Genomic DNA, 25,049 nt, shown 5'->3' on the forward strand with positions numbered 1-25,049 from the left:
GAGGGGTCGATGAGTTCCCTCGACGACATCATGATCGAGATCACGCCGCAGGTTTTGCTGAAGGCCTACACCTGCGGCATCTTTCCGATGGCGGAGAATGCGCGGGATAACGCGCTGTATTGGATCGAGCCGGAGCGGCGCGGCATTCTCCCCCTGGACAAGGTGCATGTGCCGAAGCGGCTTGCCCGCACCATCCGCCAGCAGGTTTTCGAAATCCGCGTCGACAACGATTTCGATGCGGTGATCGAGGGCTGTGCGGCGCCGGCGGAAGGCCGCCGCTCGACCTGGATCAACGCCCGCATCCGCAGCCTCTACAAAGAGCTGTTCGAGCTCGGCTATTGCCACACGGTGGAGGTCTGGAAGGACGGCGAGCTGGTGGGCGGGCTCTACGGCGTGCATCTGGGCCGCGCCTTCTTCGGCGAGAGCATGTTCAGCCGGATGCGCGATGCCAGCAAGGTGGCGCTCGTCTATCTGGTGGCGCGGCTGAAGGCGGGCGGCTTCACCCTGCTCGACACCCAATTCGTCACCGATCACCTGGCGCGGTTCGGCACCATCGAGGTGGAGCGGACCGAATTTCAGGGATTGTTGGACGAAGCGTTGTCCGACGGGGCCGGCGAATTCGGCGCGCTCTCGGCGGCGGAATCGCCCGAGGGCGTCTTGCAATTGGTCAGCCAGACGTCGAACACCGGGTGCTCCACGGCGTGAAGCCCAGGGCTTTCGGCGAACATCCAACCGGTGAAGATACGGCTGGTCTCGCCTGAGAGCTTGGTCTCGTCCACTTCCACGAAAGCGGCGGTGCGCGGCGGCTCGGTCGGCGGGCGCGTATCGCAGATGCGCGGCGTCACGGTCAGGGCGCCGAACTTCACCGTCTTGTTGATGGGGATCTCCAGATGGGAGATGCGGCCCGTCACCTTATCCAGCGCGGCAAAGACGGCGAGCTTGTTGTGAATGACCTCGGCCGAGGCCTGCCCCGCCCAAAGCAGCCCCGCCGCAGGGGTCAGAGCCAGCAAGACAATAAGGCTGGCGCGCAAGCTTACGATTCGCGTTGGATTGATCATCGCTAGGCACTTACCGGATGGCGCTGGAGCCGTCCATATTCCTCTGGCCTTTGGGTGGGGCAGGAATTTGACCCTCATATGACGCAGGCGCCCGCCGATTTGCAAGATTGCGCGCCGGCATCGGGAAATTTCCGTCTTTGCCGTCTTACGAGGCCCGCTCGGCGGCGAAACGCAGGCGGGCATAATCGGCCACCCAAAGCCCGTCGCTGTCGCATAGCGCCGGCTTCAGCAGGGCCGCGGTCTCGGCCACCGCATCGGCGCGGGTCTGCTCAGGCAGCTGCTCGAAGAACGGTGCGCTGAAGGTGGCAAGCCAGCCTTCGATATCGCCCGGCAGCGGCGTCGGGCGCGAGAACAGCTTCATCTCCTGCACCAGAAAGCCGCCCTGCTCCAGGCGCTGGGCATATTCGTTGGCGCTCGGAAAATACCAGGGCGCGGCGAGGTCCGGATCGGCATCATGGGCTTTGGCGACCGCACGCAAGGCCGTCGCGATAGCGGCGACATTGCCGTGGCCGCCAAGCTCGGCAACGAAGCGCCCCTTCGGCTTCAGCGCCCGGAAGACACCTTCGATCACCTTGTCCGGCTGGTTCATCCAATGCAGCGCGGCGTTGGAGAACACGGCATCGAACTCGTTCTCGAACGGCAGATCGTGACCGTCGGCCCAGACCACGTCCAGGCCGCGCGCCTTGGCGGCCGCCAGCAGGTTCTCGCTCATATCGGTGCCGAGCACATCGGCGCCGGTGGCAGCAATCTTCTCGGTCAGGGCGCCGTCGCCGCAGCCCAGATCCAGAATGCGCTCGCCTTCGCGCGGGGCAAGCAGGCCCAGAAGCGGCGTGCCGAGCTCGGCGACGAAGCGTGCATTCTTGGCATAATCATCGGCCGACCAGCGCTGGGCCGGCTCGCTCGGACGGGCCGAGGAACGAGACATTTGGCTTCCTTCGTGGAATGCGTCGCGGGATCGCGGCGCGAAATGCCAGATCAGCTCGGCTGCCAGGGCTCGTAGGCCCGGGTGGCGGGACGCGGCTCATCGAGCGGCCGCAAGGTGCTGCCCGGCGGGTGATAGGCTTCCGGCGTTCCGGTCATGTTGGGCCGGGACGGCTTCTGCCAGGGTTTGGCGTGATAATCTTCTTCCGTCGGCGGCACGTCGACCACATGGTGCATCCAGCCATGCCAGGCGGCGGGGACTTGTGTCGCCTCCCACCCCTTTTTGTAGACGACCCAGCGGCGCTCGCCGGTCTTGTCCTGGTAATAGGTGTTGCCGTCTTCGTCGGTGCCCACCTTCTTGCCGTAGCGCCAGGTCCAAAGACGGGTGCCGATGGTGTTCCCGGTCCACCAGGCGAAAAGCTCTGTGAAAAGCGCCACGGGCTCAGATCCGCTCAAATTCGAATGGGTAAGCTCGCCGGACTATGCGGCCAAAGGCTTTCCGCTGTCCAGGGGGAGCGGCAATTCGCAACTGAAATAGCGGGGAAATCTATGCCCTCCCCCCTCCACTTAGGGCATCAGAATCACCATATAGTTGAGGCAGGGGCAGCGGGCTTTGTACCGGGCGAAACCGCTTTGCTAATCCACAGGTATAGTGGATAATTAACTTCTGGCCACTAGATATAGCGTTTGTGTTGCAGTGCACGACGAATCGAAACACCGTGGCCGGCTCGAATTGACAACACCTGACGACGCTGGGGGAGCAGATGCGGATCGAACGACATTTTACGCAACAGGGCCAATCGCCTTACGAGACCATCGAATTTCGCGATAGTGCGAGCGAGATTCGCAATCCCGATGGCTCGCTGGTCTTCTCGCTGGAGCGCTTCAGCGTGCCGGCGCAGTGGAGCCAGGTTGCGGCCGATATCCTGGCGCAGAAATACTTCCGCAAAGCCGGCGTCGCAGCACGTCTGAAAAGGATCGAGGAAAACGACGTCCCGTCCTGGCTATGGCGCTCCGTGCCCGACGAAGCGGCGCTTGCCGAGCTCCCCGAAGACGAGCGCTACGGTTCGGAGACCGATGCGCGACAGGTGTTCGACCGTCTCGCCGGCACCTGGACCTATTGGGGCTGGAAGGGCGGCTATTTCTCCTCCGAAGAGGATGCCCGCGCCTTCTTCGACGAGCACCGCTACATGCTGGCCAAGCAGATGGCTGCCCCCAACAGCCCGCAATGGTTCAACACCGGCCTGCACTGGGCCTATGGCATCGATGGTCCGGCACAGGGCCATTACTATGTCGATTTCCGCACCGGCACGCTGACCCAGTCCGACTCCGCCTACGAGCATCCCCAGCCGCATGCCTGCTTCATCCAGTCGGTCGAGGACGACCTGGTGAACGACAGCGGCATCATGGATCTGTGGGTGCGCGAGGCACGGCTGTTCAAATACGGCTCCGGCACCGGCTCCAACTTCTCCGCGCTGCGCGGCGAGAACGAGCCGCTTTCCGGCGGCGGCAAATCCTCCGGCCTGATGAGCTTCCTGAAGATCGGCGACCGGGCGGCCGGCGCGATCAAGTCGGGCGGCACCACGCGCCGCGCGGCGAAGATGGTGGTGGTCGATATCGATCACCCCGACGTCGAGGACTTCATCAACTGGAAGGTGGTCGAGGAGCAGAAGGTGGCGGCGCTGGTCGTCGGCTCCAAGGTGCTGAGCGAACGGCTCAACGCCGTCATCCGGGCCTGCGTGAATTGCGAGGCCGATGACGATCATTGCTTCGACCCGAAGCGGAACCCGGCGCTGAAGCGCGAGGTGAAGGCGGCGCGCAAGCTGAAGGTCCCGGACAACTACATCAACCGGGTGATCCAGTTCGCCCGCCAGGGCTACACCTCTATCGAGTTCCAGACCTACGACACCGACTGGGACTCCGAAGCCTACCGCACGGTCTCGGGTCAGAACTCCAACAACTCGGTGCGCGTCACCGACGATTTCCTCAACGCGGTCGAGGCGGATGCCGATTGGGATCTGATCCGGCGCAAGGACGGCACGGTCGCCAAATCGGTCAATGCGCGGGAGCTGTGGGAGCAAGTCGGCAACGCCGCCTGGTCCTGCGCCGATCCGGGCATCCAGTTCCATTCCACCATCAACGACTGGCACACCTGCCCGGCGGCCGGTCAGATCCGGGCCTCCAACCCGTGCTCGGAATACATGTTCCTGGACGACACGGCCTGCAATCTCGCCTCGCTCAATCTGATGAGCTTCCGGCGAGAGGATGGCGGCTTCGACGCCGATGCTTACGAGTATGCGGTGCGGATGTGGACCATCGTTCTGGAGATCGCGGTGACCATGGCGCAGTTCCCCTCGCGGGCGATTGCGCAGCTCTCCTACGAGTACCGCACGCTCGGTCTCGGCTACGCCAATATCGGCGGGCTCCTGATGGCGAGCGGCGTGCCTTACGACTCCGACGAGGGCCGTGCGCTTTGCGGCGCGCTGAGCGCGATCATGACCGGCGTCTCCTACGCCACCAGCGCGGAGATGGCACGCGAGCTGAACCCCTTCCCCGGCTTCTCGGCCAACCGCGAATCCATGCTGCGGGTGATGCGCAATCACGCCCGCGCCGCGCATGGCGAGACGGAAGGCTATGACGGACTGGCCACCACGCCGGTGCCGCTGGACCATGCCTCCTGCCCGCATCCGGAGCTGCCGGCGCGCGCCGTGCAGGCTTGGGACCGCGCGGTGCTGCTGGGCGAGATGCACGGCTACCGCAATGCGCAGGCCTCGGTGATCGCGCCGACCGGCACGATCGGCCTGGTGATGGATTGCGACACCACCGGCATCGAGCCGGACTTCGCCCTGGTGAAGTTCAAGAAGCTGGCCGGCGGCGGCTATTTCAAGATCATCAACCGGATGGTGCCGGAAGCCTTGCGCGTGCTCGGCTATGACGAGGCGACGCGCCAGGAGATCATCGATTACGTGGTCGGCTACGGCACGCTGAAGAACGCGCCGCATATCAACCACGAGAGCTTGGCGGCCAAGGGCTTCACCGAAGAGAAGCTGGCCGGCATCGAGAAGGCGGTGGAGACGGCCTTCGACATCAAGTTCGTGTTCAACAAGTGGAGCCTGGGCGAGGATTTCTGCACCGAGGTGCTCGGCCTCGACGCGGCGCGCCTCGATGCGCCGGACTTCGATCTCCTGGCCGAGATCGGCTTCTCGCGCAAAGAGATCGATGCGGCCAACGAATATGCTTGCGGGGCGATGACCCTGGAAGGCGCGCCGCATCTCGATGCGGAGCATCTTCCCGTTTTCGATTGCGCCTCGCCTTGCGGCCGCAAGGGCAAGCGCTCCCTCTCCACGGAGAGCCACATCCGCATGATGGCGGCTGCGCAGCCGTTCATCTCCGGCGCCATCTCCAAGACCATCAACATGCCGACCGACGCGACGGTGGAGGATTGCAAGGAGGCCTATCTGCTGTCCTGGCGTCTGGCGCTGAAAGCCAACGCGCTTTACCGCGACGGCTCGAAGCTGTCGCAGCCGCTGAATGCGCAGCTCCTCGCCGACGACGAGGACGAGCAGGACGAGGTCGCCGCACAGCTGGCGTCCGATCAGCCGACGTCACAGCGGGCGACGGTCGTCGCCGAGCGCGTCATCGAACGCATCGTGGAGCGTGCCCGGGTGAACGCCGAGCGCGAGCGCCTGCCGCATCGGCGCAAGGGCTACACGCAAAAAGCCGTGGTCGGCGGCCATAAGGTCTATTTAAGAACTGGCGAGTACACAGACGGTCGCTTGGGTGAGATCTTTATCGATATGCACAAGGAAGGCGCCGCCTTCCGCTCACTCATGAACAACTTCGCGATCGCGGTTTCGGTTGGACTGCAATATGGCGTTCCGTTGGAAGAGTTCGTCGATGCATTTACATTCACGCGCTTCGAACCGGCCGGCCTCGTTCGCGGAAACGAAGCAATCAAGAATGCAACTTCCATTCTTGACTACCTGTTCAGAGAGCTTGCCGTCTCCTATCTTGGACGGTACGAGCTCGCGCATGTCGATCCTTCGGAGATCGGCAGCACGACGCTCGGTTCGAGTGACGAGAACGGCGATGCCGATGCAACGGAAGCTCTCGTGTCTCCTGGCTTCACGCGCGGACTGCTCAGCGAGTTCCGCCGTGCAGCGCAAGCGAAGGGGCAGCAGCCCAATGCGTTCAGGAACGACAGCAATGACGAGCCTGATCCACGAGTCGAAACCGTGGCAGTCTCACCCGCCTCTGACTCTGTTCCCTCCCAGACAACCTCGGAGCAAGTTGCCCGAGCTGTGGAAGCTCTCGCCGATCGCGGAGCAACCAGCCTTATCGCCGAAGCGCGCGTTAAGGGGTATGAAGGGGAAGCGTGCTCAGAATGCGGGAACTTCACGCTCGTCCGAAATGGCACATGTCTCAAATGCGACACTTGCGGTGCGACGAGCGGTTGTTCATAGACCAACTGACACCGACCCCCATAGGAGGGACTAAGTGATGGCCATACTGAAGACTCCGAAGAAGAAGCCGGCGGCCAAGAAGCCGACGGCGGCGGCAAAGCCCGCAGCCAAGAAGCCGGCTGTGAAGCGTACGGTCGCCAAGGCAACCACCACTGCCCGCAAGACGGCCGCCGCCAAAAAGCCGGCCACCACCGCTCGTAAGACGGCCGCCGCGAAGAAGCCGGTAGCCCGCAAGACGACGACCACGGCGCGGAAGGCGACGACCACCGCCCGCACCGCGACCGCGGCACGCAAGACGGCTACGGCTCGTAAGGCGACCACAGCTAAGAAGCCGACCGCAGCCCGCAAGACGGCTGCGGCGCGCAAGCCGGTGACGGCTAAGACCACCACGGCGAAGAAGCCTGTGGCCAAGAAACCCGCAGCGAAGAAGCCGGCAGCGAAGAAGCCCGTCGCGCGCAAGACCGCTACGACGGCGCGCAAGACTGCCACCGCCCGTAAGCCGGCGGCGGCGAAGAAGCCGGCCACCACCGCGCGCAAGACGGCAGCCGCCAAGAAGCCGGTTGCCCGCAAGACCGCCACCACGGCCCGCAAGACCACGACTGCCCGTAAGCCGGCGGCCGCGAAAAAGCCCGCCGCCAAGCCTGCAGTCCGCAAACCTGCCGTCCGCAAGGCTGCCGCGGCACGCAAGCCGGTGACGGCCAAGACCACCACGGCGAAGAAGCCTGCGGCCAAGAAGCCGGTGGCGAAGAAGCCCGCGACCCGCACGGCTGCGGCCAAGAAGACCACGCCGCGCAAGACCGGCGCTGCCAAGAAGCCGGCAGCCCGCAAGACCACCAAGGCGTAAGCTCCGCAAGAGGCGGCGCTTCGGCGCCGTTTTCCTCTTCTGCCTTTTCCAACACGGCGCTCTTCGGGGCGCCGTGTTTGTTTTGGCAGAGCGTTAACCCGCCGCCTCTAGGCTTTGGGGCAAAGCAAGACTCGCAAGCTGCCGAGGGAGTATCGATGGCACTTTTCCGACTGGCCTATATCAGCACGTCGACGATCAACGGTTCGCCAGAGGACCATCGGCGCGAGCTCGGCGCTATTCTGCTGTCGGCGCGCACGAACAACGAGAAGGCGCAGATTACCGGTGCGCTCCTCGCCACCAAGGATCGTTTCACGCAAGTGCTGGAAGGCGACCGTGTCGCCGTGGAGCAGACCTATGCGCGCATCGCCGCCAATCCCCGGCACAAGGATCTGACCTTGCTGCTAGCCGAGGAAATTCAAAAGCGCGAATTTCCGCAATGGTCGATGGCCTATATCGATCCCACCCATACGGCGGAACAGGCCGTCGCGGAAGTGGCGCAAGGGCTGCCGGTGGCCGGCGGGGCATCCAAGCTGCGCGGATTACTGGCGATGATGGCCGACATGGTGTCGGAGGAAAAAGCACCGGACGTAAAAACCAACGCCGCTTAAGCTTCGTCTATTTCTTCCCGTCGTCGGCATCGCTGGCGGCAAAGCCTTGCTCGGCGATGAGACTCCAAAGATCCTCCAGCGCACGCGTCAGGTCGCTCGGCTCGACGCTGCGCAGCACCACATAGGTGCCGACGGAACCTTCTTCGTAAAACGGATAGCTGCCGATCTGGACGCTTGGGAAAGCGGTCTGCAAGGCGGCGAGCCCGGGGGCGACATCGCCCTCCGGCGCATCGACGCGGACCTGGCGCGCGGCGATCTTGCGGCCCTTCTCCAACCGCGGCAGCACGGCCTGCATCATCGCCTGCATGATCCTGGGAATGCCGGCCATGACGATGACGTTCTCCAGCATGTAGCCTGGCGCACCGGAGACGATATTGTCGACCAGCGTTGCGCCTTCGGGAATGCGGGCCATGCGCATGCGGCGGCCGGAGAGCTTGGCGTCGGGGGCATGCTTGCGCATCGCTTCGACCGCTCTTTCGTCCTCGTTCACCGCCACGCCGAAGGCGCGGCCGATGGCGTCGGTGGTGATGTCGTCATGGGTGGGGCCGATGCCGCCGGTGGTGAAGAGATAGCGATAGCGCCGGCGCAAGCTGTTCACCGCATCGATAATCTCGCACTCGACATCGGGCACGATGCGCACCTCGCGCAGCGAGATGCCGGCCTCGCTCAGCACATTGGCGATATGGCCGATATTGCGGTCTTGGGTGCGGCCGGAAAGAATCTCGTCTCCGATGATCAGGAGCGCGGCGGTTACGCTGCCCGGCTGTTTGGGCTCGTCATTTGTCATCACGGTCTCGCTACGCATTTTTCCGGCAAGCAGCCGACGAAAACCACACGCCCGCCTTGCTGCCACAGGCCCACGTGCTTACCCTCTCCAGCCATGCTTGTCAGTTTTTCCTCACCCTTGATCGAAGGCACCCTGCTGCGCCGCTATAAGCGCTTCCTCGCCGATATTGAACTAAACACGGGCGAGATCGTGACGGCGCATTGCTGCAATCCCGGCGCCATGCTGGGGCTCAATGCGGAAGGCGCCAAGGTCTGGCTGTCCAAGTCCAACAATCCGGCGCGCAAGCTGCGCTATTCCTGGGAGCTGGTGGAGGTGGATTTGGGCGACGGGCCGGCGCTTGTCGGCATCAATACCGCCCATCCCAACCGCGCTGCGGAAGCGGCGATCGCCGCCGGGCTCATCCCTGCCCTTGCCGGCTATGACGAGATGAAGCGCGAGGTGTCCTATGGCACCGGATCGCGCATCGACATTCTGCTGCGCAGCGAGGACAAGCCGCCCTGCTATGTGGAGGTGAAGAACGTGCATCTGATGCGCAAATCGGGGCTTGCCGAGTTTCCGGATTCGGTGACATCGCGCGGTGCCAAGCATCTTCGCGAGCTCGCCAATGTGGTGGACGCCGGCGGGCGCGGGGTGATGCTGTTCCTGATCCAGCGCGACGATGCGCAAAGCTTCGACATCGCGCGGGACATCGATCCGACCTATGCGGCGGCATTCGAGACGGCGCGCGCGCAAGGCGTCGAGGTCTTTGCCATCGCCTGCCCGATGAGCCTCAAAGGCATCGGGCGCCCGCGCGCGGTGCCCGTGAGCGAGCCTCCGGCGCGCTCGAATCGTCTCAGTGCCGTTGCACAGGGAGAGATTACGCCTTAAGTCAGCAAGGGGCCGACAGCGTTTACTGCCCCCAAAGGCCCGGTTGGGGCCGAAAACAAACGCATTGGAACAGCATGACAAATCTCGATTTCGCATCGGCGCGCGCCGCCAATATCGAACTTCACGGCCCTGAGGCTTTCGAGGGCATGATGAAGGCAGGTCAGCTTACCGCCGAGGTGCTCGACCTATTGGTGGACATGGTCAAGCCGGGCGTGACCACCGGCGAGCTCGACGATTTCATCTATCAGTTCGCCATCGATCGCGGTGCGCTTTTGGCGACGATGAATTATCGCGGCTACACCAAGGCAAGCTGCATCTCGCTGAACCATGTGGTCTGTCACGGCATTCCGGGTAAGCGGGTGCTGAAGGAAGGCGACATCCTGAATATCGACGTGACCTATATCGTCGATGGGTGGCATGGCGATTCCAGCCGCATGTATGGGGCCGGCAAGATCTCGCGCGCCGCGGAACGGCTGCTCGAGGTCACCTATAATTCCTTGATGCGCGGCATCGCGGTGGTGAAGCCAGGCGCTACCACGGGCGAGATCGGCCATGCGATCCAATCCTACGCGGAAGCGGAGCGCTGCAGCGTGGTGCGGGATTTCTGCGGCCATGGGCTTGGCCGGGTGTTCCACGACCGGCCCAATATCCTGCATTACGGCGAGCCGGGCGAAGGCCTGAAGCTGCAGCCCGGAATGCTGTTCACCATCGAGCCGATGATCAATCTCGGCAAGCCGCATGTGAAGATCCTGTCCGATGGCTGGACCGCGGTGACCCGCGACCGCTCGCTCTCGGCGCAATACGAGCATTCGGTCGGCGTCACCGAGACCGGGGTGCAAATTTTCACCGAGTCGCCGCGCGGCCTGTTCCGCCCACCGGTCGAAACCAACTAACGCAGCCGGCACAGGCTTGGTAGGTCATGGGGTTCAAGGACGCTGGCAAGCCACATTATCTCGGCCACCGTCAACGGCTGCGGCAACGTTTCCGCGAGGCCGGGGCGGATGCCCTCCCCGATTACGAGCTTCTTGAGCTGATCCTGTTCCGCGCCGTGCAGCGCCAGGACACTAAGCCGCTGGCCAAGGCGCTACTCTCCCGTTTCGGCAGCTTTCCGGAGGTGATCAGCGCGCCGAAGGAGCGCCTGCTAGAGGTGCCGGGGATTGGCGAATCCGCCGTCACGGAGCTGAAGCTGATCGGGGCCGCGGCGCTCCGCCTGGTGCGGGCGGAGGCGCTGGAGCGGCCGGTGCTGAACTCCTGGAGCCAGCTTCTGGATTATTGCCGCGGGGCGATGGCTTTCGAGCCGAAAGAGCAGTTCCGCATCCTGTTTCTCGACAAGCGCAATCAGATCATCGCCGACGAGGTGCAGCAGACCGGCACGGTCGACCACACGCCGGTCTATGTGCGCGAAGTGGTGAAACGGGCGCTGGAGCTTTCGGCGACCGCCATGGTGCTGGTGCATAACCACCCTTCCGGCGATCCGACGCCCTCGCGCGCCGATATCGAGATGACCAAGCAGATCGTCGAAGCGGCGCGCAATCTCGGCATCGTGGTGCACGACCACATCATCGTCGGCAAGCAGGGCCATGCCAGCTTCAAGGGGCTGGGGCTGATCTAGGCCCTCTTCTCTAAGCCCTCTTCCGCCCGCGGTTTGCAGCGATCGCCGCGTCCGGCCCGGTCTTCTGCCCGCACCGAGAGCGCCCTTGAGCGCCCTTGCCGCCCCGCCGCCGTCACGCGCGGGCCGCTTTTATGCGAGGCCGCTGTTGCTCCACCGCGGTGTCATAGGCAGGCGACGCTTCCGCCCATCTACTCGAAAAAACGCACTTGGATTCGAGTACTACTCAGGCATTCGCCCGAGGAAAGCCGGAATAGGCCATAATGTGCTGCGTTTTGACGATACCTTGCCTCGCAAGACGGTCCAAACTTTGATTAATCGATCAACTATTACTTATCGGCACCGCAGATCCAGTTCCGACCTCGCCTGCATTCGCCGCTCGCTTCTGCCGGTCGCGTTCGAGCTGCGCCCTCACGACCCTCCCGATAGGCCGCGCAAAGCTGCACCCACGAACCTCCGCCGGACCTCCAAAAATCGTTGCTTTTTCGAGCGAATCATTTGCTCCCGACAACGAAAAACCCGCCCGACGCGGCCCTATGCGCGGCATTCGATCACGGCCCATGCTCGTAAAATTTGCCAACACACGCGCGTAAGTTGTTGATCCGAAATTCCTCACCCATCGCCCTCTTACTCGTTAGGAAATAATTAATACTTGGAGTCCTCACTTACTCGGACAACCCCCAGAAGCTTGTATTCGTTCAAGTATTTCTTGGTCTCGCTTTCAGTTCCGGTCCTGGGAAAAGGATTGATCTAAAGGAGGTGAGGCAATGAGCCCTACTCATGCATATGGCTCGATACTCGAGCGGACTTCTTCGAAAATCGGATCGGCGACGGCCTCCGAGCATCTGCAACCGACAGTCCTGCGCGGCGGCAATGCGCGCAGAGCGGGACTGAACCGAAATGCTGCCGGCAATCGGACGGCCGGTGCAGGCATCGCGGGTCTGGCCTTGGCCGCCTTGCTGGCGGCGGCGGCGCCCAACAAGGCCCTGGCCGCCGATGAGTGCGGAGCCCCAGCCACGGAAAACGACTGTACTAGCGCCAGCTATGCGTCCGGCATCACCTATACCGGTGTGGATGGGCTCCAGCTCAACCTGAAGAATTCTTCGATGGTTGTCGGCGATCCCGGCGTGTCGGTCGAAACGAGCAGCGGATCGACCGAAGGGATTAACGTGTATGGTTTTGGCTTTTCGTCGATTACGACGTCGACAGATAATACCTCGGGCATAAGCGCGATAAGCAACGGTCCTGGGTACGCTCAGGTGCAGGTGGGGAGTGGGCTAGGCTTCACAGCGGGAGACATCACCACGACGGGCGACAACGCTCACGGCGTCTATGCGGAATACACCGATACGACCGCCGCCGCCAACCTCAGTTCGGCGAGTGTTTCATTCAGCGGCGGAGATATCACAACATCCGGCCAAGACTCCTACGGTCTCTACGCCCTCAATGCGGGACTGGGACAAACCAGTGCGCAATGGACCGCATTCACCTCGACATTAACGACCGCGGGGTATTGGGGCGTGCTCGCGGAGACCACCAACACGTCGAACACCGGCGGTGTGTCAGCGTACGCCGCGGGCGGCGTAATCAATTCCATCGGCAGCGGGAGCACCTACTAAGGCGGCGTGATGGCGAAAAATGCTGGCCTGGGCGAGACCGACGTCTTTATCACCGGGACCTCAATCACCACCAACAGCGACTACGGCTACGGAGCCGCTGCATCGAACGACAATCCACTTAGCACAGCAGACGTAACCGTGGATCTCTATGACGGAAGCGTGACGACGTCGGGGGAATACGCCCACGGAGTCTATTCTTTCGCCAGCAGGGGGGCCGCAAGCGCAGACGCCGGAAGTGGGAATGGAGCGGCGATCGAAACAACTGGCGACAATGCCGTTGGCGTATATGCCACTACGAACAGCGGCAGTGCGGCTGCAACCATGTGGGAGGGGACGATCGTCACAACAGGCGCAGGGAGTGCGGGTGTCGAAGCGTCCACCGGCGGATCTTCTGATTCGACAGCGTACGCGGGCCTGCGTGGAGGGAAAATCACCACGAGCGGCGGATTGGGAGCGGGCAATTATTCAGCCTATGGCCTCTTCGCGACCACGGATGGCACGGGTGAAACCTATGGCGACAATCGCGACACGATCGAGACTTCGGGCGAAAGCGCACACGGCATTTTCTCCGACCGCACATTCGGCGGAGGAAGCGCGCGTGCAATCGCGGTCAATAAAGGGTCCGTCACGACATCGGGCGACGGCGCTTACGGCGTCCATGCGGTGCAAGGTTCCGGCATCTATTCGGCAGGTCCCAACACCGGCGACGCGATTATTCAGATGGAAACTTCGGGCTCTTCTGTGACGACGACGGGTGCCAATGCCTACGGGCTCTATGCCTACAACTTCTCTACGGGCAAGGCCCAGGTCGGCATGACGGGCGGAACGGTCACGGTGTCGGGTACCGACAGCATCGCCGTCAGCGCCTACGGGCAAGGCGGCGGCAAGGCCACCCTCGGCCTGTCGGCAGGCCGCATCGTCGCCAAGGGCGATGCCCAGGCCGCGATCGGCTTCGCAGACCGGTCTTCTCTCGGCACCTCCGTTGCAACGGATGCCACCGTCACCATCGGCTCGGGTATGACCGTCGATGGCTCAGGCACGGCGAACGGCTACGCCATCTGGAACGGCGACGACCGGGCGGCGACCAAGATCGAGGTCACCTCCCATGGCACGGTAAAGGGCCATGCGATGATGGGCGGTGGCGATTCCACCTTCACCCTCGCCGGCGGCTCCTATACCGGCAACATCTACGGCGACTACGACGAGATCAACGGCTCGCCCTCCGATACCGTCAACCAGGGTGCGGATGCCTTCGTCTGGACCGGGGGCTCGCTGCATAGCGGTTTCTACGGCCAGGGCGGCAACGACACCGCGACGATCTCGGTCGGCACGTCGGGGATGAACTACTCCGCCGCGCTGTTCGACGGCGGCGTGGGAACCGACACCATCACCTTCACCGGCGCGGACAATGACGGCGTCGTGGGTGGCAACATCACCAATTGGGAGAAGCTCATCGTCAACGGCGCCAATATCGCGTTTACCGATAACGCATTGACCTTGAATGGCTATTCCGGCTCCGCCAACGGGGTCGGTGACTTCACTGTCCAAAATGGCGGCAGTGCGACGACCAATGCGCACGGCGGCAACTTCAGCCTGACCGGCAATCTGGCGATCGCCGATGCCAACAGCACCTTCCTGTCTCGCGGCAAGGGCACCACCAGCATCGCTGGCGACGTCACCAATGCCGGTCTTCTGTCGATGCAGGACGGCACCCCTGGCGGCAGCATCGCCATCCGCCATAACTACACCGGCAAGGGCGGCAAGGTCGCCATCGACACGGTGCTTGGCGGCGACGGCTCGCCGACCGACCGGCTGCAGGTCTCCGGGAACACATCGGGCAAGACCGGCCTCTTCGTCGTCAATCAGGGCGGAACCGGTGCCCAGACGTCGAAAGGCATCCGGGTGGTCGATGTGCGCGGCCAATCCTCCGGCGACTTCACCCTGGCCAATCCGGATTACGTGATCAAGTCGACCGGCGAGAAGGCTCTGATCGCCGGCGCCTATGGCTATGCTCTGCGTAAGGACGGCAAGGATTGGTATCTGCAGTCGCGGTCGACCGGCGGCGGTGGTGGTGGCGGCGGTGGTAGGACGCCGCATTATCAGCCCGCGACCGCCGTCTACGAGGTCTACGCCCCGGCGCTGCTGGCGACAATGCAACTGCCCACCATGCGGCAGCGTATCGGCAGCCGCTGGGACGGCAGCAGGGGATGGGCGGTTCCGGCCCTGGAGCCCGGCGTCAACAGCGACAGCCCGCTTTGGGTGCGGGCCGAGGGGACCCATGCCCATCGCGAGCCCACCACCTCCACCGTCGACGTCTCGTCCTTCGACCAGAATATCGGCGGCTTCCACGCCGGGCTCGACGCCATGCTGCATGAGGACGCGGCCGGCAACCGGCTGATCGGTATGCTGACCTCGCACTACATCAACTCCTCGGCGGATATCGAGGCAAAAACCACCGGCAACGGCAAGATCGACACGGACGGTTACGGGTTCGGCCTAACGGCAACCTGGCTGCAATCGAACGGCGTCTATGTCGATACCCAGTCGCGCTTCAGCTGGTTCGAGAGCGATCTCTCCTCCGATGTCCTGGGCTCGCTGGCGAAAGACAATGGCGACTTCGCCTTTGCCTTCAGCGGCGAGATCGGCAAGGAGCTGCCGCAATCGGGTGATTGGACCTACATCCCGCAGGTTCAGCTCACCTATGCTTCGGTGAGCGGCGACAGCTTCACCGGACCGAATGGCGAGCGTATCTCGGTGAAGGATGGCGATAGCCTGACCTTGCGCACCGGTATCGCCAGCGACAAGGCGAGCTACTGGACCGGCGCAAGCGGCGGCGAGAGCATCCATGCCTACGGGATCGCCAATCTCTACTACGACTTCGAGAGCGAGACCCTGGTCAATATCTCCGGCGCACCGCTGACCCACGACCTCGGCGGATGGGCCGGTGAAATCGGCCTCGGGCTCACCCGCAACTTCAGCGACGACAAGTACTCGCTGTTCGGCGAGGTCAACACCGCCACGGGGCTGGAGAATTTCGGGGACAGCTATCTCGTCACCGGCAAGGTCGGCGCGCATATCTACTGGTAGCGCGTCGCCACACGCCTAGAAGATCAGAAAGCCGCGGTGCCCCCGTTCTCACGGATATCGGCCACCGCGGCTTTCAGCTTGTCGTAGAGGTCGTCGCCTTCGGTGACGCGTTTGTCGCCGACAAGGAAAAACGGCACGCCGGGAACGCCGAGGGCCTCGGCAAGGCGGCGGTTCTTATCAAGCGCATCCAGCACCGCCTGACTGTTCGCCGTCTCCACCAGAGCCGGCAGATCGAGGCCGAGTTCCTTGGCATAGCGCTGGGCGCGGGTGGGCGTCGCCCTCCCCTTGGTCTGGAACAGCTTGCGATGCAGGGATGCGTATTGGCCTTGCGCGTCGGCAGCCAGCGCCAGCCGGGCCACCATCTCCGAATCCTGCCCCATGATGGGGAGCTCCTTCATCACCACCCGGAGCTTGCCGCCATCGGCCAGCAGCTTCTCCACGGCGGGATCGGCCTTGCGGCAATCGGGGCAGTTATAGTCGGAGAAGATCACCAGCGTGACGTCGCCGTCCGGATCGCCGAGCACCGGCGTGGCGCTGTCGCGATAGAGCGCCTGGCTATTGGCGGCGATGGCGGTTTGCAGCGCCGATTGATCCCGCGCCGTCATGGCGAGGGACCCGAAAACGGCAATCGCGCCCACCGTAACGATGAGCGCGATTGCAATCAGGATCGATTTTCTCACGGGAGACCCCGCGTTCGCTGGCTTTACGCCGGCGCCGGACCGAACACCAGAACGGCGTTGAGACCGCCGAAGGCAAAGGAGTTGGACATCGTGTAGGTGACGTCGCGCTCTTTGCCGACATTCGCCGTGTAGTCCAGATCGCATTCCGGATCGGGATCGTTGAGACCGATGGTCGGCGGCACGAAATTGTCTTCCATTGCCTTGATGGCGGCAACGGCTTCGATACCGCCGCCGGCGCCGAGGCAATGGCCATGCATGGATTTCGTCGAAGAGATCGAAACCTTGTTGGCCGCGTTGCCGAACACGCGCTTGATGGCACGGGTCTCGTTCAAATCGTTGGCGGACGTCGCCGTGCCGTGGGCGTTGATATAGTCGATATCGCTGGCCGACAGGCCGGCATCGTCCAGCGCCATCTGCATGGCGGCGGAGGCACCGTCGATCGACGGATTGACCATATCGGCGGCATCGGCCGTGCAGCCATAGCCGGTCAGCTCCGCAAGAATCGTCGCACCGCGCTCTTTGGCGTGCTCGTATTCCTCAAGCATCAGGATGCCGGCGCCTTCAGCCAGAACGGTGCCGTTGCGCTCCTTCGAGAACGGGAAAATCCCGTCGGGGCTCAGCACGCGCATCGCCTGCCAGGCACGGGTGGCGCCCCAGTTCAGCGACGCTTCCGCTGCACCGGCAACGCCGATATCGACCAGACCTTCGCGGATCATGCGGTAGACATTGCCGATGGAGTGGCTCGCGGTGGAGCAAGCGCTGACCAGACCGTAGGTCGGGCCCTTGATGCCATATTCGATGGAGACATGGGCCGAGGCGGAAGAGCCGATGGCCTTCAGCAGGGTCAGCGGATGCGTGGCCCGCTTCTTCTCCTGGAACAGCATCTTGTAGGAGAATTCCAGCGTCGTCAGACCGCCGACACCAGATCCAATCACGCAGGCGGAGCGATAGGCCTCGTCGTCGCGGATCGGGGTCTCGATCCCGGACATCTCCACCGCTTCGGTGGCGGCACAGCCCGCATATTGGGAGTATTTGTCCGCCATCATAAGAGCTTTGCTCTTCAGGCGCGTGCGCGGATCGAAATCGGGAACTTCACCGGCGATGGTGATGTAGAGATCCTCGGTCTCGAATCCCTGTACCTCCCGGATCCCGCATTCTCCTGCTTTGAGAGCGGACCAGAATTTATCAACCCCTGTTCCCACAGGAGTAACAACGCCGTGGCCTGTGACCACAACGCGTCTGCGACCATTGGTTTTTGTCATAGAGTGCTAAGCCGTGTCTCCAGACCGTGCAACAACCCGAGGACACCCCCGAGCGGAAGAGCCTGGTCTAAGCTGCTGCGCCCGAAGACTTCGTCTCGGAAATGATGTTCTTCACGCGATCGACAACAGATCCGACCGTCGCAAACGCCTCGACTTCTTCGTTGGCATTATACGGAATTTCGATACCAAAGGTATCTTCAATATCGAACACGATCACGGCCAGGTCGAGCGACTCGATCTCCAGCTCGCTGAGCGGAGTCTCCAGCGTGACGTCCTTCGTCGGATCCTTCATGTTCTTGCGCAAAATCTCGATGATTTTGTCAGCCACATCGTCCATAATTACTCTCCCTGCCCCGTCTACGGGGTCCGATCGAATGGGTCCCTGAGCTAATTCATAGCTAATGCAAGGGCAAGTCGCGGAATGGAATAGACTTAAAATCTTTTCCAGTCTACCGGCTCGTGTTGCAATCGCTCCCTAGCCGAGGGTTCTCATCCCCAACAAAATTGGCGTTTTTACGCCTCGCTGCGCCACGGTTTCAGCATATTTGCTACCGTTCAGCAGATTGGCTCGTTCCGGTTGTCCCGTCCTTTGTATACTAATTCTCCAAAGCGGGCCCAACAAGAGTCTGCCTTGCACCCGCTCAACGCGTTAGACGTAACAGCCTACGAGTTAGACCAAAAAGTCTTTAAGAAAGAGCCAAGAGCTCATGGAGAGGAACATAAAGACGGAGGGTCGACGCTCGCCTCTAAAGCAGAGCGCCCCTGGATGCAAGGGGCGTCCTGACGCACCTATAGAGGCGAATCGCAAACCCTGGCTGAAACATTACCCGGACGCTATCGACTGGGAAATGCCGCTGAAGCCTGAACTTCTGACCGATATGTTTGATCGCTCGGTAGCGACATATCGGTCACGGTCCTGCACATATTTTCTAGGGCGGCGCCTCAGCTACGGCGAAATCGGCGACTTGGCCGATAAAGCGGCAAAGGGTCTGCAAAGCCTCGGAATCGGCAAGGGCACGCGTGTCGGACTGCTTTTGCCCAATACGCCGACCTATCCGATCTATTATTTCGGCGCGCTGAAGGCTGGCGCCACGGTGGTCAATTTCAATCCGCTCTACAGCGACGAGGAAATTGCCAATCAGATCGCCGATAGCGGCATCGATCTGATGGTGACGCTGGATCTCGCCCTCACCTTTTCCCGGGTGGAGACGGCGCTGGCCAGCGGCGTCTTGAAACGCGCGGTGATCGCCTCGTTCACAAAATTGCTGCCGGCACTGAAATCGGCGTTTGCGCGCATTTCACCGCACATTCGGCTGGCCAAGCCGAAGACATCAAAGATGCGTGATCGCATCGTTCTGGAGGCGGAGCTGCTGGATAATGACGGGCGCTACCAGGTCCCCGCCCTCACGCCGGACGATATCGCGGTGATGCAATATACCGGCGGCACCACCGGCACGCCGAAGGGGGCGATGCTCAGCCACGCCAATCTCACCATCAATGTGGCGCAGGTGAAGGCTTGGGCACAGCTGGAGGGCGACGACCAGAAGCGCATCCTTGGAATTCTGCCCTTCTTCCACGTCTTCGCCATGACCGGGGTGATGAATTTCGGCGTCTCGGAGGGAATGGAAATCATCCTGGTGCCGCGCTTCGATCTGGTCGGCACCTTGAAGCTGATCGACAAGCTGAAGCCCAATCTGATGCCGGGGGTGCCGACGCTGTTCGGCGCCATGATCCGCTTTCACGGCATCGGCAAATTCGACCTCACCTCGCTGCGGCTCTGCATTTCCGGCGGGGCGGCACTGCCTTTGGAGATCAAGCACGATTTCGAGAGGATCGCCGGATGCCATCTGATCGAGGGCTACGGCTTGAGCGAGACTTCGCCGGTGGCCACCTGCAATCCGATGGACCGGCCGCCGAAGGAGGGCTCGATCGGCCTTCCCCTCCCCGGCACCGAGCTTTCCATCCGCTCGCTGGAGGATCCGGCGAAGGAGATGCCGCAAGGCGAGAGCGGCGAGATCTGCATTGCCGGGCCGCAAGTGATGGCGGGGTATTGGCGGAACCAGGCGGAAACCGAGGCTACCTTCACCGGGCGATTCTTCCGCACTGGCGATGTGGGCTATATGGACGAAGAAGGCTTCGTCTTCATCATCGACCGGATCAAGGACATGATCACCTCCTCCGGGTTCAACATCTATCCGCGGCGGATCGAGGATGCGCTTTATACCCACCCGGCGGTCCAAGAGGTCACGGTGATCGGCATTCCCGATACGTATCGCGGGGAAGCGCCGAAGGCCTTCGTCAAGCTGAAAGCGGACCAGGAGGTCAGCGAGGAAGCGCTGGTCGGCTTCCTCAAGACCAAGCTGGCGAAGATCGAGATCCCGACCGAGATCGAGTTCCGCGACGAGCTGCCCAAGACCATGGTGGGCAAGCTCTCCAAGAAGGAGCTGGTGGCAGAGAGCGCCGGCAAACATGCCGGCGCTCAAAAGAAAAGCGGCGGCCCGAAGGACCGCCGCTCGTCTTAAACCGTCTTTTTCAGACTTTCCCGGCTACTGCTGCGCCACCGAGGTGATGGTCTGCGACGTCGCCGCCTGTTGCGGCTGCGGCTGCAGCAGCCAAGGCGCCTCACGCCGGATCCGCTTCAGCCGGCGCCGGTCGCGCCAGGACAGATGATCCTGCTGCAGAAGCGCCTGAGCCTCGGCATAAGCCTGAGCGTAGGCATCCATCTGGGCAGGACGCTGATCGGGCATCGGCACGGAGTCGGCAGTCGCCGTGCGCGGGATCGACTGGGTGCTCACCGGATCCATCGGAGAGCCAGCAGCGGACGCCATCACCGGCCTGGGGGCCGGTTTGGGTGCGGCCTGGCGCGGAGCCGGGGCGACAACCTGCTGATAGGCTACCGGCTGCACCATCGGCTTGGTGCTGACCAGATACATGTTGGAGGGATCGCCCTCCATCACCTGGGGCGGCGAATCCGGGCTCGCCGTCGTCAGCACGAACCCGTAGCCCGCCGTGGCGTCCTTGTGGGACGGCGGCAGCGAAGGCCGCAGCACATCGGCATTGGCGCTGTGGGTCTTCGTGGTGAAGGTCGGCACACCGCCCGCGCTGGCCTCAATCGTCTTGGCCTCGATTGCCTTGGGCTCGGCTGCCGGCGCGCGATTGACCGCAGGCTCGACCGCCGGCGTCGCCGGCTCCTCGTTCTTGACCTCAAGCTGCTCCGGCTCGGCCGGCGTCTCGGGCTCGGGATTGAACGTGGTCCGGGTCCAGGTCTTCTGGCCGCACAGGAACATCGCCAGGCAGCCCTTGAGCAAGATCTGGTTGGAGGAGACGAGCGTCAGGGTCGCCTTGTATGTTCCGCCGTCTTCCGGGTTGTAGATCTGGCCCTTCCAGCTGTTGCGGCTGTCGGGGACAAGGCCCTGGAAGATCGGCAGGCCGATAATCGTCCGACCGCGCAGCGCAGGATTTTCGTTGCGCGCATCGTGCAAGGGCTCGCCCCTGCTGTTGGTCGGATCCCGCAGCCAAACGATCTTGCTGCAGAGCTGATTGTTGCCGCAGGAGCTAATCTGCAGCTTGGCGGCACCATCCTCCTTCAGCCAATAGCCGACAGGAGTCGCGGCCGAGGCTTGGGCGGATAGGCCAAATAACGCCAGGACCGATAGGCCCAAGGTCGCAGCGAACCATTGATGCTTCATAAGCACCTCCTCGAATTGGGCACCGCCAACGCTTTGCAAGCGTCAGCATAACTCCGAACCCCCTGTTCCCTGCAAGTCCCGTTACCCGGGCTATAGGCTCTTTTTATGACCGGCTTGGGCCGGTTCTTAGCCTTTTGGCAGTGGAGCGCCATCATACAGCCTCCGTGCCGGCCCCTGCGGCCGTGCTTTCTGCCGAATTCGCCTGTGTCGCTCCGGTCATTGCCGGCTCCGCGTTTTGGCTCTTTGGGTCAGTCTCCACCCCTTCGAGGATGGCTGCAACCCCCATTCCGCCTGCGGTGCACACAGAAATCAGGCCCCGGCGGCCGGCGCTTTCGCTCAGCAGCTTGCCCATAACCGGCAAGATGCGGCCGCCCGTGGCAGCAAAAGGATGCCCGAAAGCGATGCTCGAACCCTTAACGTTCAGCTTTTTACGATCGATTTTCCCCAAAGCCGCGTTCCGCCCCAAACGCTCCCGGCAATAGCCGTCACTTTCCCACGCAGCCAGGGTCGCGAGGACCTGCGCTGCAAACGCTTCATGTATTTCATAGTAATCGAAGTCTTGCAGTTCAAGGTTGCAGGCCGAAAGAAGTTCGCTAACGGCGATGGTTGGGGCCATTAAAAGCCCTTCGCCGGCGGTAAAATCCACAGCCGCGGTGCGCCCGGTGGTCAAATAGGCCAGAATCGGCAGGTTGCGGGCCTTGGCCCAGTCCTCCGAGGCGAGCAGCACGGTGGAAGCGCCATCGGTCAGCGGGGTGGCGTTGGCCGCGGTGATGGTGCCGCCCTCGCGGTCGAAGGCCGGCTTCATCTCCGCCATCTTCTCCAGCGAGATATCGGGGCGGATATTGTTGTCCATGAAGATTCCGGCGCAGGGGACGACCAGATCGTCCATAAAGCCTTCCTCATAGGCGGCGGCCGCCTTTTTATGGCTCTCATAGGCGAGCTCGTCCTGGGCTTCGCGGGTGATTCCCCATTCCTTGGCCATCAGCTCGCAATGCTCGCCCATGGTCAGGCCGGTGCGCGGCTCGGCGGTGGATGGCGGCTGTGGGGCGAGTTCGCCGGGGCTGAAGCCCTTGAAGGCGGCCAGCTTGTCGCCGACGCCCTTGGAGCGGGATTGGGTGATCAGGCGGCGGGCGAATTTGCGGTTAAACACCACCGGCGCATCGCTCACCGTGTCGGCGCCCATGGCGATACCGGATTCGATCTGCCCTGTGGCGATCTTGGCGGCGATTCCAAGGGCGGCCTGAAGGCTGGTGCCGCAGGCCTGCATCATGGTGGTGGCCGGGGTGGTGGGGCTGAGCTCTGAGCCGATCACCGCCTCGCGGGCCAGGTTCCAATCCTTGGCGTGAGTGACCACGGCGCCGCCGGCCACCTCGCCGATATGGGCACCATGCAGCGCGTATTGGTCGACCAAGCCTTTGAGGGCGGCCTCCAGCATGTTCAGATTGGTGAGCTCGGCATAGGCGGTATGGGACCGGCAGAACGGGATTCTGATCCCGCCAACGATCGCCACACGCCGCATTTCGGTTTGCATCGCGCCTTTCCCCTTACTCATGCCGCCACGCTCTGCTTGTTGTCCTCAGTCGCGCGGTAATGCAGTGGCCCGCCGAGGAAGGGCGCAAAGCCGGTTCCGAAGATGACGCCGGCATCGACCAGATCGGCACTCTCGACGATCTTCTCGTCGCGGGCGCGCTCCGCCTCCTCCAGCATCGGCTTGATCAGCTCGCGCCCGAGCTTGTCGAGATCCTGCGGCGGATATTCGGCTTCCTTGTCGTGCTCGGCCTTGCCGTCCTTCCAGACATAGAAGCCCTCGCCCGATTTCTTGCCGAGCTTGCCGTCCTTCACCAGCCGGGCCAGCACATGCTCGCCATCCTCGCCGGCCAGCCCCAGCGTCTCGCCGACATGCTTGCAGATATCGAGGCCGACCATGTCCATCAGCTCCAGCGGCCCCATGGGCATGCCGAACTTCACCGCGGCCTGATCGATCTTCTCGCGCGGCTGGCCGTGCTCGAACTGCTTGGCCGCCTCCATCATGTACGGGGCGAGCACGCGATTGACGAGGAAGCCGGGGCAGCTCTTCACGATCAGCGGCATCTTGTTGATGGCGACGACGAAGAGGCAGGCTTTCTTGACCTCCTCCTCGCGGCTCTGATCGCCGCGCACCACCTCCACCAGGGGAAGCTGGGCGACGGGGTTGAAGAAATGCAGGCCGATCAGCCGGCCGGGATCGGACAGCCCCGCGGCGATATCCTCGAGCTTCAGCGAGGAGGTGTTGGTGGCCAGCACCGCACCGGGCTTCAGCTTGGTCTCCAGATCGCGGAACAGCGCCTGCTTGACGTCGAGCTTCTCCACGATGGCCTCGATCACCACGTCGGCGCGGCCGATATGGGCGCCTTTGGGATCGGCGATCAGGCGGCTCATCGCGGCCTTTTGCTCGGCGCGGCTGCGCAAGCGCTTCTTGAACAGACCATGGCCGCGGGCGATCCCCTTTTCGATCTGAGCCTCGTCGAGATCCTGCAGGCTCGCCTCCATGCCGGAGACGACGCACCAGGCGGCAATATCGGCGCCCATGGTGCCGGCGCCGATGACATGCACCCGGCGGGGCACGAAGGCGCCAAGACCGGTCTCCTGCTTCGGCGCTTCGGCCTTCAAAAGCTCGGAGAGCTTGAACACGCGGCGCAAGTTGCGGGAGGTCTCGCTCGCCATCAGCGGGGCAAAAGCTTCCGTCTCAGCGGTCTTCATCTCGGCGAGATTGTCGCCGTGCTCCTCGAACAGGTCGATGAGGCGGAACGGGGCGGGATAATGATCCTCGCGCACCTTGGCCGCCGTCTTCTCGCGCATCTTCTTGACCAAAAGCCCGCGCGCCGGCGACTTGGCCATCAGCCGCTTGGTTAGGCCTGCGCCCTTGGAGCGGCGATTCTTGAGCACCGCCTTGCGAGCGGCCCAGCGCAGGCCATGGCGGCTCGGCACAAGCTGATCGACCAGGCCGATAGCGCGGGCGGCGCTGGGGCGCAGCATCTTGGCGGTCAGCATGGCGGTCATGGCATCCAGCGGACCGGCGGCCTTGATGGCGCGCACCGTGCCGTTGAGGCCGGGGAAAATGCCGAGCTTCACTTCCGGAAAGCCGAGCCTCGTCGCCTCGTCGCGATCGGCGATGCGGTAATGGCAGGCGAGCGCCAGCTCCAGACCGCCGCCGAGGCAATAGCCGTGAATGGCGGCGACCACCGGCACTTTCATCGCCTCGATCTTGTCGAGCAGCGCCAGCGGGCCGGACAACGCCTCCTTGACCTTGTCCTCGGTGTCGAAGGCTTCGAACTCGCGGATATCGGCGCCGACGATGAAATTGTCCTTGGCGCTGATGATGACGAGGCCTTTGACCTCGCCCTTGGCGGCAAGCTCCTCGGTTTTATCGACGATGGTCGCCAGCTCCTCGAGGGGCCGGCGGCCGAGGGAGTTCACGCTCTCGCCTTCGCGGTCGAACGTCGCCCAGGCGACACCCTCGTAGTCGACCTCGAAGCGCCAATCCTTCAATTTGCGGAGCGGGTGTTTCACATTCAT

19 protein-coding genes and 1 pseudogene are annotated in these 25,049 nt (G+C 63.0%); 10 read left to right on the forward strand and 10 right to left on the reverse strand.

Annotation, left to right across the window (positions count from 1 at the left end):
• Window positions 1-9: 9 nt before the first annotated feature.
• On the forward strand, window positions 10-705 hold the full coding sequence (gene aat, locus HT051_RS10395; RefSeq protein ID WP_174541966.1) for a leucyl/phenylalanyl-tRNA--protein transferase: 696 nt from the start codon (window positions 10-12) through the stop codon (window positions 703-705).
• 14 nt (window positions 706-719) lie between these two features.
• On the opposite strand, the pseudogene HT051_RS15295 reads toward aat, so the two are convergent.
• The 3 genes and pseudogenes from HT051_RS15295 to HT051_RS10410 all read right to left on the reverse strand — a co-directional run.
• Window positions 720-1,241, reverse strand: a pseudogene (locus HT051_RS15295) (DUF2155 domain-containing protein); the annotation flags it as partial.
• On the reverse strand, window positions 1,204-1,983 hold the full coding sequence (locus HT051_RS10405; RefSeq protein ID WP_174541967.1) for a trans-aconitate 2-methyltransferase: 780 nt from the start codon (window positions 1,981-1,983) through the stop codon (window positions 1,204-1,206). The pseudogene HT051_RS15295 and the gene HT051_RS10405, both read right to left, overlap by 38 nt.
• A 50-nt stretch (window positions 1,984-2,033) precedes the next feature.
• Window positions 2,034-2,417, reverse strand: coding sequence for an NADH:ubiquinone oxidoreductase subunit NDUFA12 (locus HT051_RS10410; RefSeq protein ID WP_174541968.1), 384 nt, complete (start codon window positions 2,415-2,417; stop codon window positions 2,034-2,036).
• 326 nt (window positions 2,418-2,743) lie between these two features.
• On the opposite strand from HT051_RS10410, the gene HT051_RS10415 reads away from it, so the two are divergent.
• From HT051_RS10415 to HT051_RS10425, 3 genes are all read left to right on the forward strand, one after another.
• Window positions 2,744-6,442 (forward strand): vitamin B12-dependent ribonucleotide reductase, encoded by a 3,699-nt coding sequence (locus tag HT051_RS10415; RefSeq protein WP_174541969.1) that lies wholly within the window; start codon window positions 2,744-2,746, stop codon window positions 6,440-6,442.
• 37 nt (window positions 6,443-6,479) lie between these two features.
• The gene (locus HT051_RS10420; protein WP_174541970.1) at window positions 6,480-7,286 is read left to right on the forward strand and encodes a histone; all 807 of its coding nucleotides are present in this window, start codon (window positions 6,480-6,482) and stop codon (window positions 7,284-7,286) included.
• Between the two features lie 77 nt (window positions 7,287-7,363).
• A complete protein-coding gene (locus tag HT051_RS10425; RefSeq protein WP_208454305.1) occupies window positions 7,364-7,894 on the forward strand; it encodes a BLUF domain-containing protein in 531 nt (176 codons plus the stop codon).
• A gap of 7 nt (window positions 7,895-7,901) precedes the next feature.
• Here HT051_RS10425 and HT051_RS10430 read toward each other — a convergent pair whose 3' ends face one another.
• Window positions 7,902-8,699, reverse strand: coding sequence for a molybdopterin-binding protein (locus HT051_RS10430; RefSeq protein WP_246810056.1), 798 nt, complete (start codon window positions 8,697-8,699; stop codon window positions 7,902-7,904).
• A 75-nt stretch (window positions 8,700-8,774) separates the two neighbouring features.
• Here HT051_RS10430 and sfsA point away from each other — a divergent pair, with 75 nt between their 5' ends.
• The 5 genes from sfsA (at window position 8,775) to HT051_RS10455 (ending at window position 15,863) form a co-directional block, all read left to right on the forward strand.
• Entirely contained in the window at window positions 8,775-9,548 is a 774-nt protein-coding gene (gene sfsA / locus HT051_RS10435; RefSeq protein WP_174541972.1) for a DNA/RNA nuclease SfsA, read from the forward strand.
• 74 nt (window positions 9,549-9,622) lie between these two features.
• Entirely contained in the window at window positions 9,623-10,441 is an 819-nt protein-coding gene (gene map / locus HT051_RS10440) for a type I methionyl aminopeptidase (protein WP_174541973.1), read from the forward strand.
• Between the two features lie 26 nt (window positions 10,442-10,467).
• Window positions 10,468-11,160 carry a DNA repair protein RadC gene (gene radC, locus HT051_RS10445; protein ID WP_174541974.1) on the forward strand — a complete coding sequence of 231 codons (693 nt, stop codon included), beginning with the start codon at window positions 10,468-10,470 and terminating at the stop codon, window positions 11,158-11,160.
• 764 nt (window positions 11,161-11,924) lie between these two features.
• On the forward strand, window positions 11,925-12,776 hold the full coding sequence (locus tag HT051_RS10450) for a hypothetical protein (protein ID WP_174541975.1): 852 nt from the start codon (window positions 11,925-11,927) through the stop codon (window positions 12,774-12,776).
• 447 nt (window positions 12,777-13,223) lie between these two features.
• The gene (locus HT051_RS10455) at window positions 13,224-15,863 is read left to right on the forward strand and encodes an autotransporter outer membrane beta-barrel domain-containing protein (RefSeq protein WP_174541976.1); all 2,640 of its coding nucleotides are present in this window, start codon (window positions 13,224-13,226) and stop codon (window positions 15,861-15,863) included.
• 23 nt (window positions 15,864-15,886) lie between these two features.
• Here HT051_RS10455 and HT051_RS10460 read toward each other — a convergent pair whose 3' ends face one another.
• The 3 genes from HT051_RS10460 to HT051_RS10470 all read right to left on the reverse strand — a co-directional run bounded on the left by HT051_RS10460 (window position 15,887) and on the right by HT051_RS10470 (window position 18,142).
• A complete protein-coding gene (locus HT051_RS10460; RefSeq protein ID WP_174541977.1) occupies window positions 15,887-16,543 on the reverse strand; it encodes a DsbA family protein in 657 nt (218 codons plus the stop codon).
• 23 nt (window positions 16,544-16,566) lie between these two features.
• On the reverse strand, window positions 16,567-17,745 hold the full coding sequence (locus tag HT051_RS10465; RefSeq protein WP_246810057.1) for a beta-ketoacyl synthase: 1,179 nt from the start codon (window positions 17,743-17,745) through the stop codon (window positions 16,567-16,569).
• 127 nt (window positions 17,746-17,872) lie between these two features.
• A complete protein-coding gene (locus HT051_RS10470; RefSeq protein ID WP_174541979.1) occupies window positions 17,873-18,142 on the reverse strand; it encodes an acyl carrier protein in 270 nt (89 codons plus the stop codon).
• A 541-nt stretch (window positions 18,143-18,683) separates the two neighbouring features.
• Here HT051_RS10470 and HT051_RS10475 point away from each other — a divergent pair.
• Window positions 18,684-20,327 (forward strand): long-chain fatty acid--CoA ligase, encoded by a 1,644-nt coding sequence (locus HT051_RS10475; RefSeq protein ID WP_371740578.1) that lies wholly within the window; start codon window positions 18,684-18,686, stop codon window positions 20,325-20,327.
• A 24-nt stretch (window positions 20,328-20,351) separates the two neighbouring features.
• On the opposite strand, the gene HT051_RS10480 is transcribed toward HT051_RS10475, so the two are convergent.
• From HT051_RS10480 to HT051_RS10490, 3 genes are all read right to left on the reverse strand, one after another.
• Entirely contained in the window at window positions 20,352-21,494 is a 1,143-nt protein-coding gene (locus tag HT051_RS10480; protein ID WP_174541981.1) for a DUF2147 domain-containing protein, read from the reverse strand.
• A 151-nt stretch (window positions 21,495-21,645) separates the two neighbouring features.
• The gene (locus tag HT051_RS10485) at window positions 21,646-23,046 is read right to left on the reverse strand and encodes an acetyl-CoA C-acetyltransferase (RefSeq protein ID WP_371740579.1); all 1,401 of its coding nucleotides are present in this window, start codon (window positions 23,044-23,046) and stop codon (window positions 21,646-21,648) included.
• Complete coding sequence (locus HT051_RS10490; protein WP_246810058.1) at window positions 23,043-25,049, reverse strand: 3-hydroxyacyl-CoA dehydrogenase NAD-binding domain-containing protein; 2,007 nt, start codon at window positions 25,047-25,049, stop codon at window positions 23,043-23,045. Before HT051_RS10490 ends, HT051_RS10485 begins: the two co-directional genes overlap by 4 nt.

Origin of the sequence: Methyloligella sp. GL2, from assembly GCF_013341275.1 — a bacterium.
Taxonomy (GTDB): Bacteria; Pseudomonadota; Alphaproteobacteria; order Rhizobiales; family Methyloligellaceae; genus Methyloligella.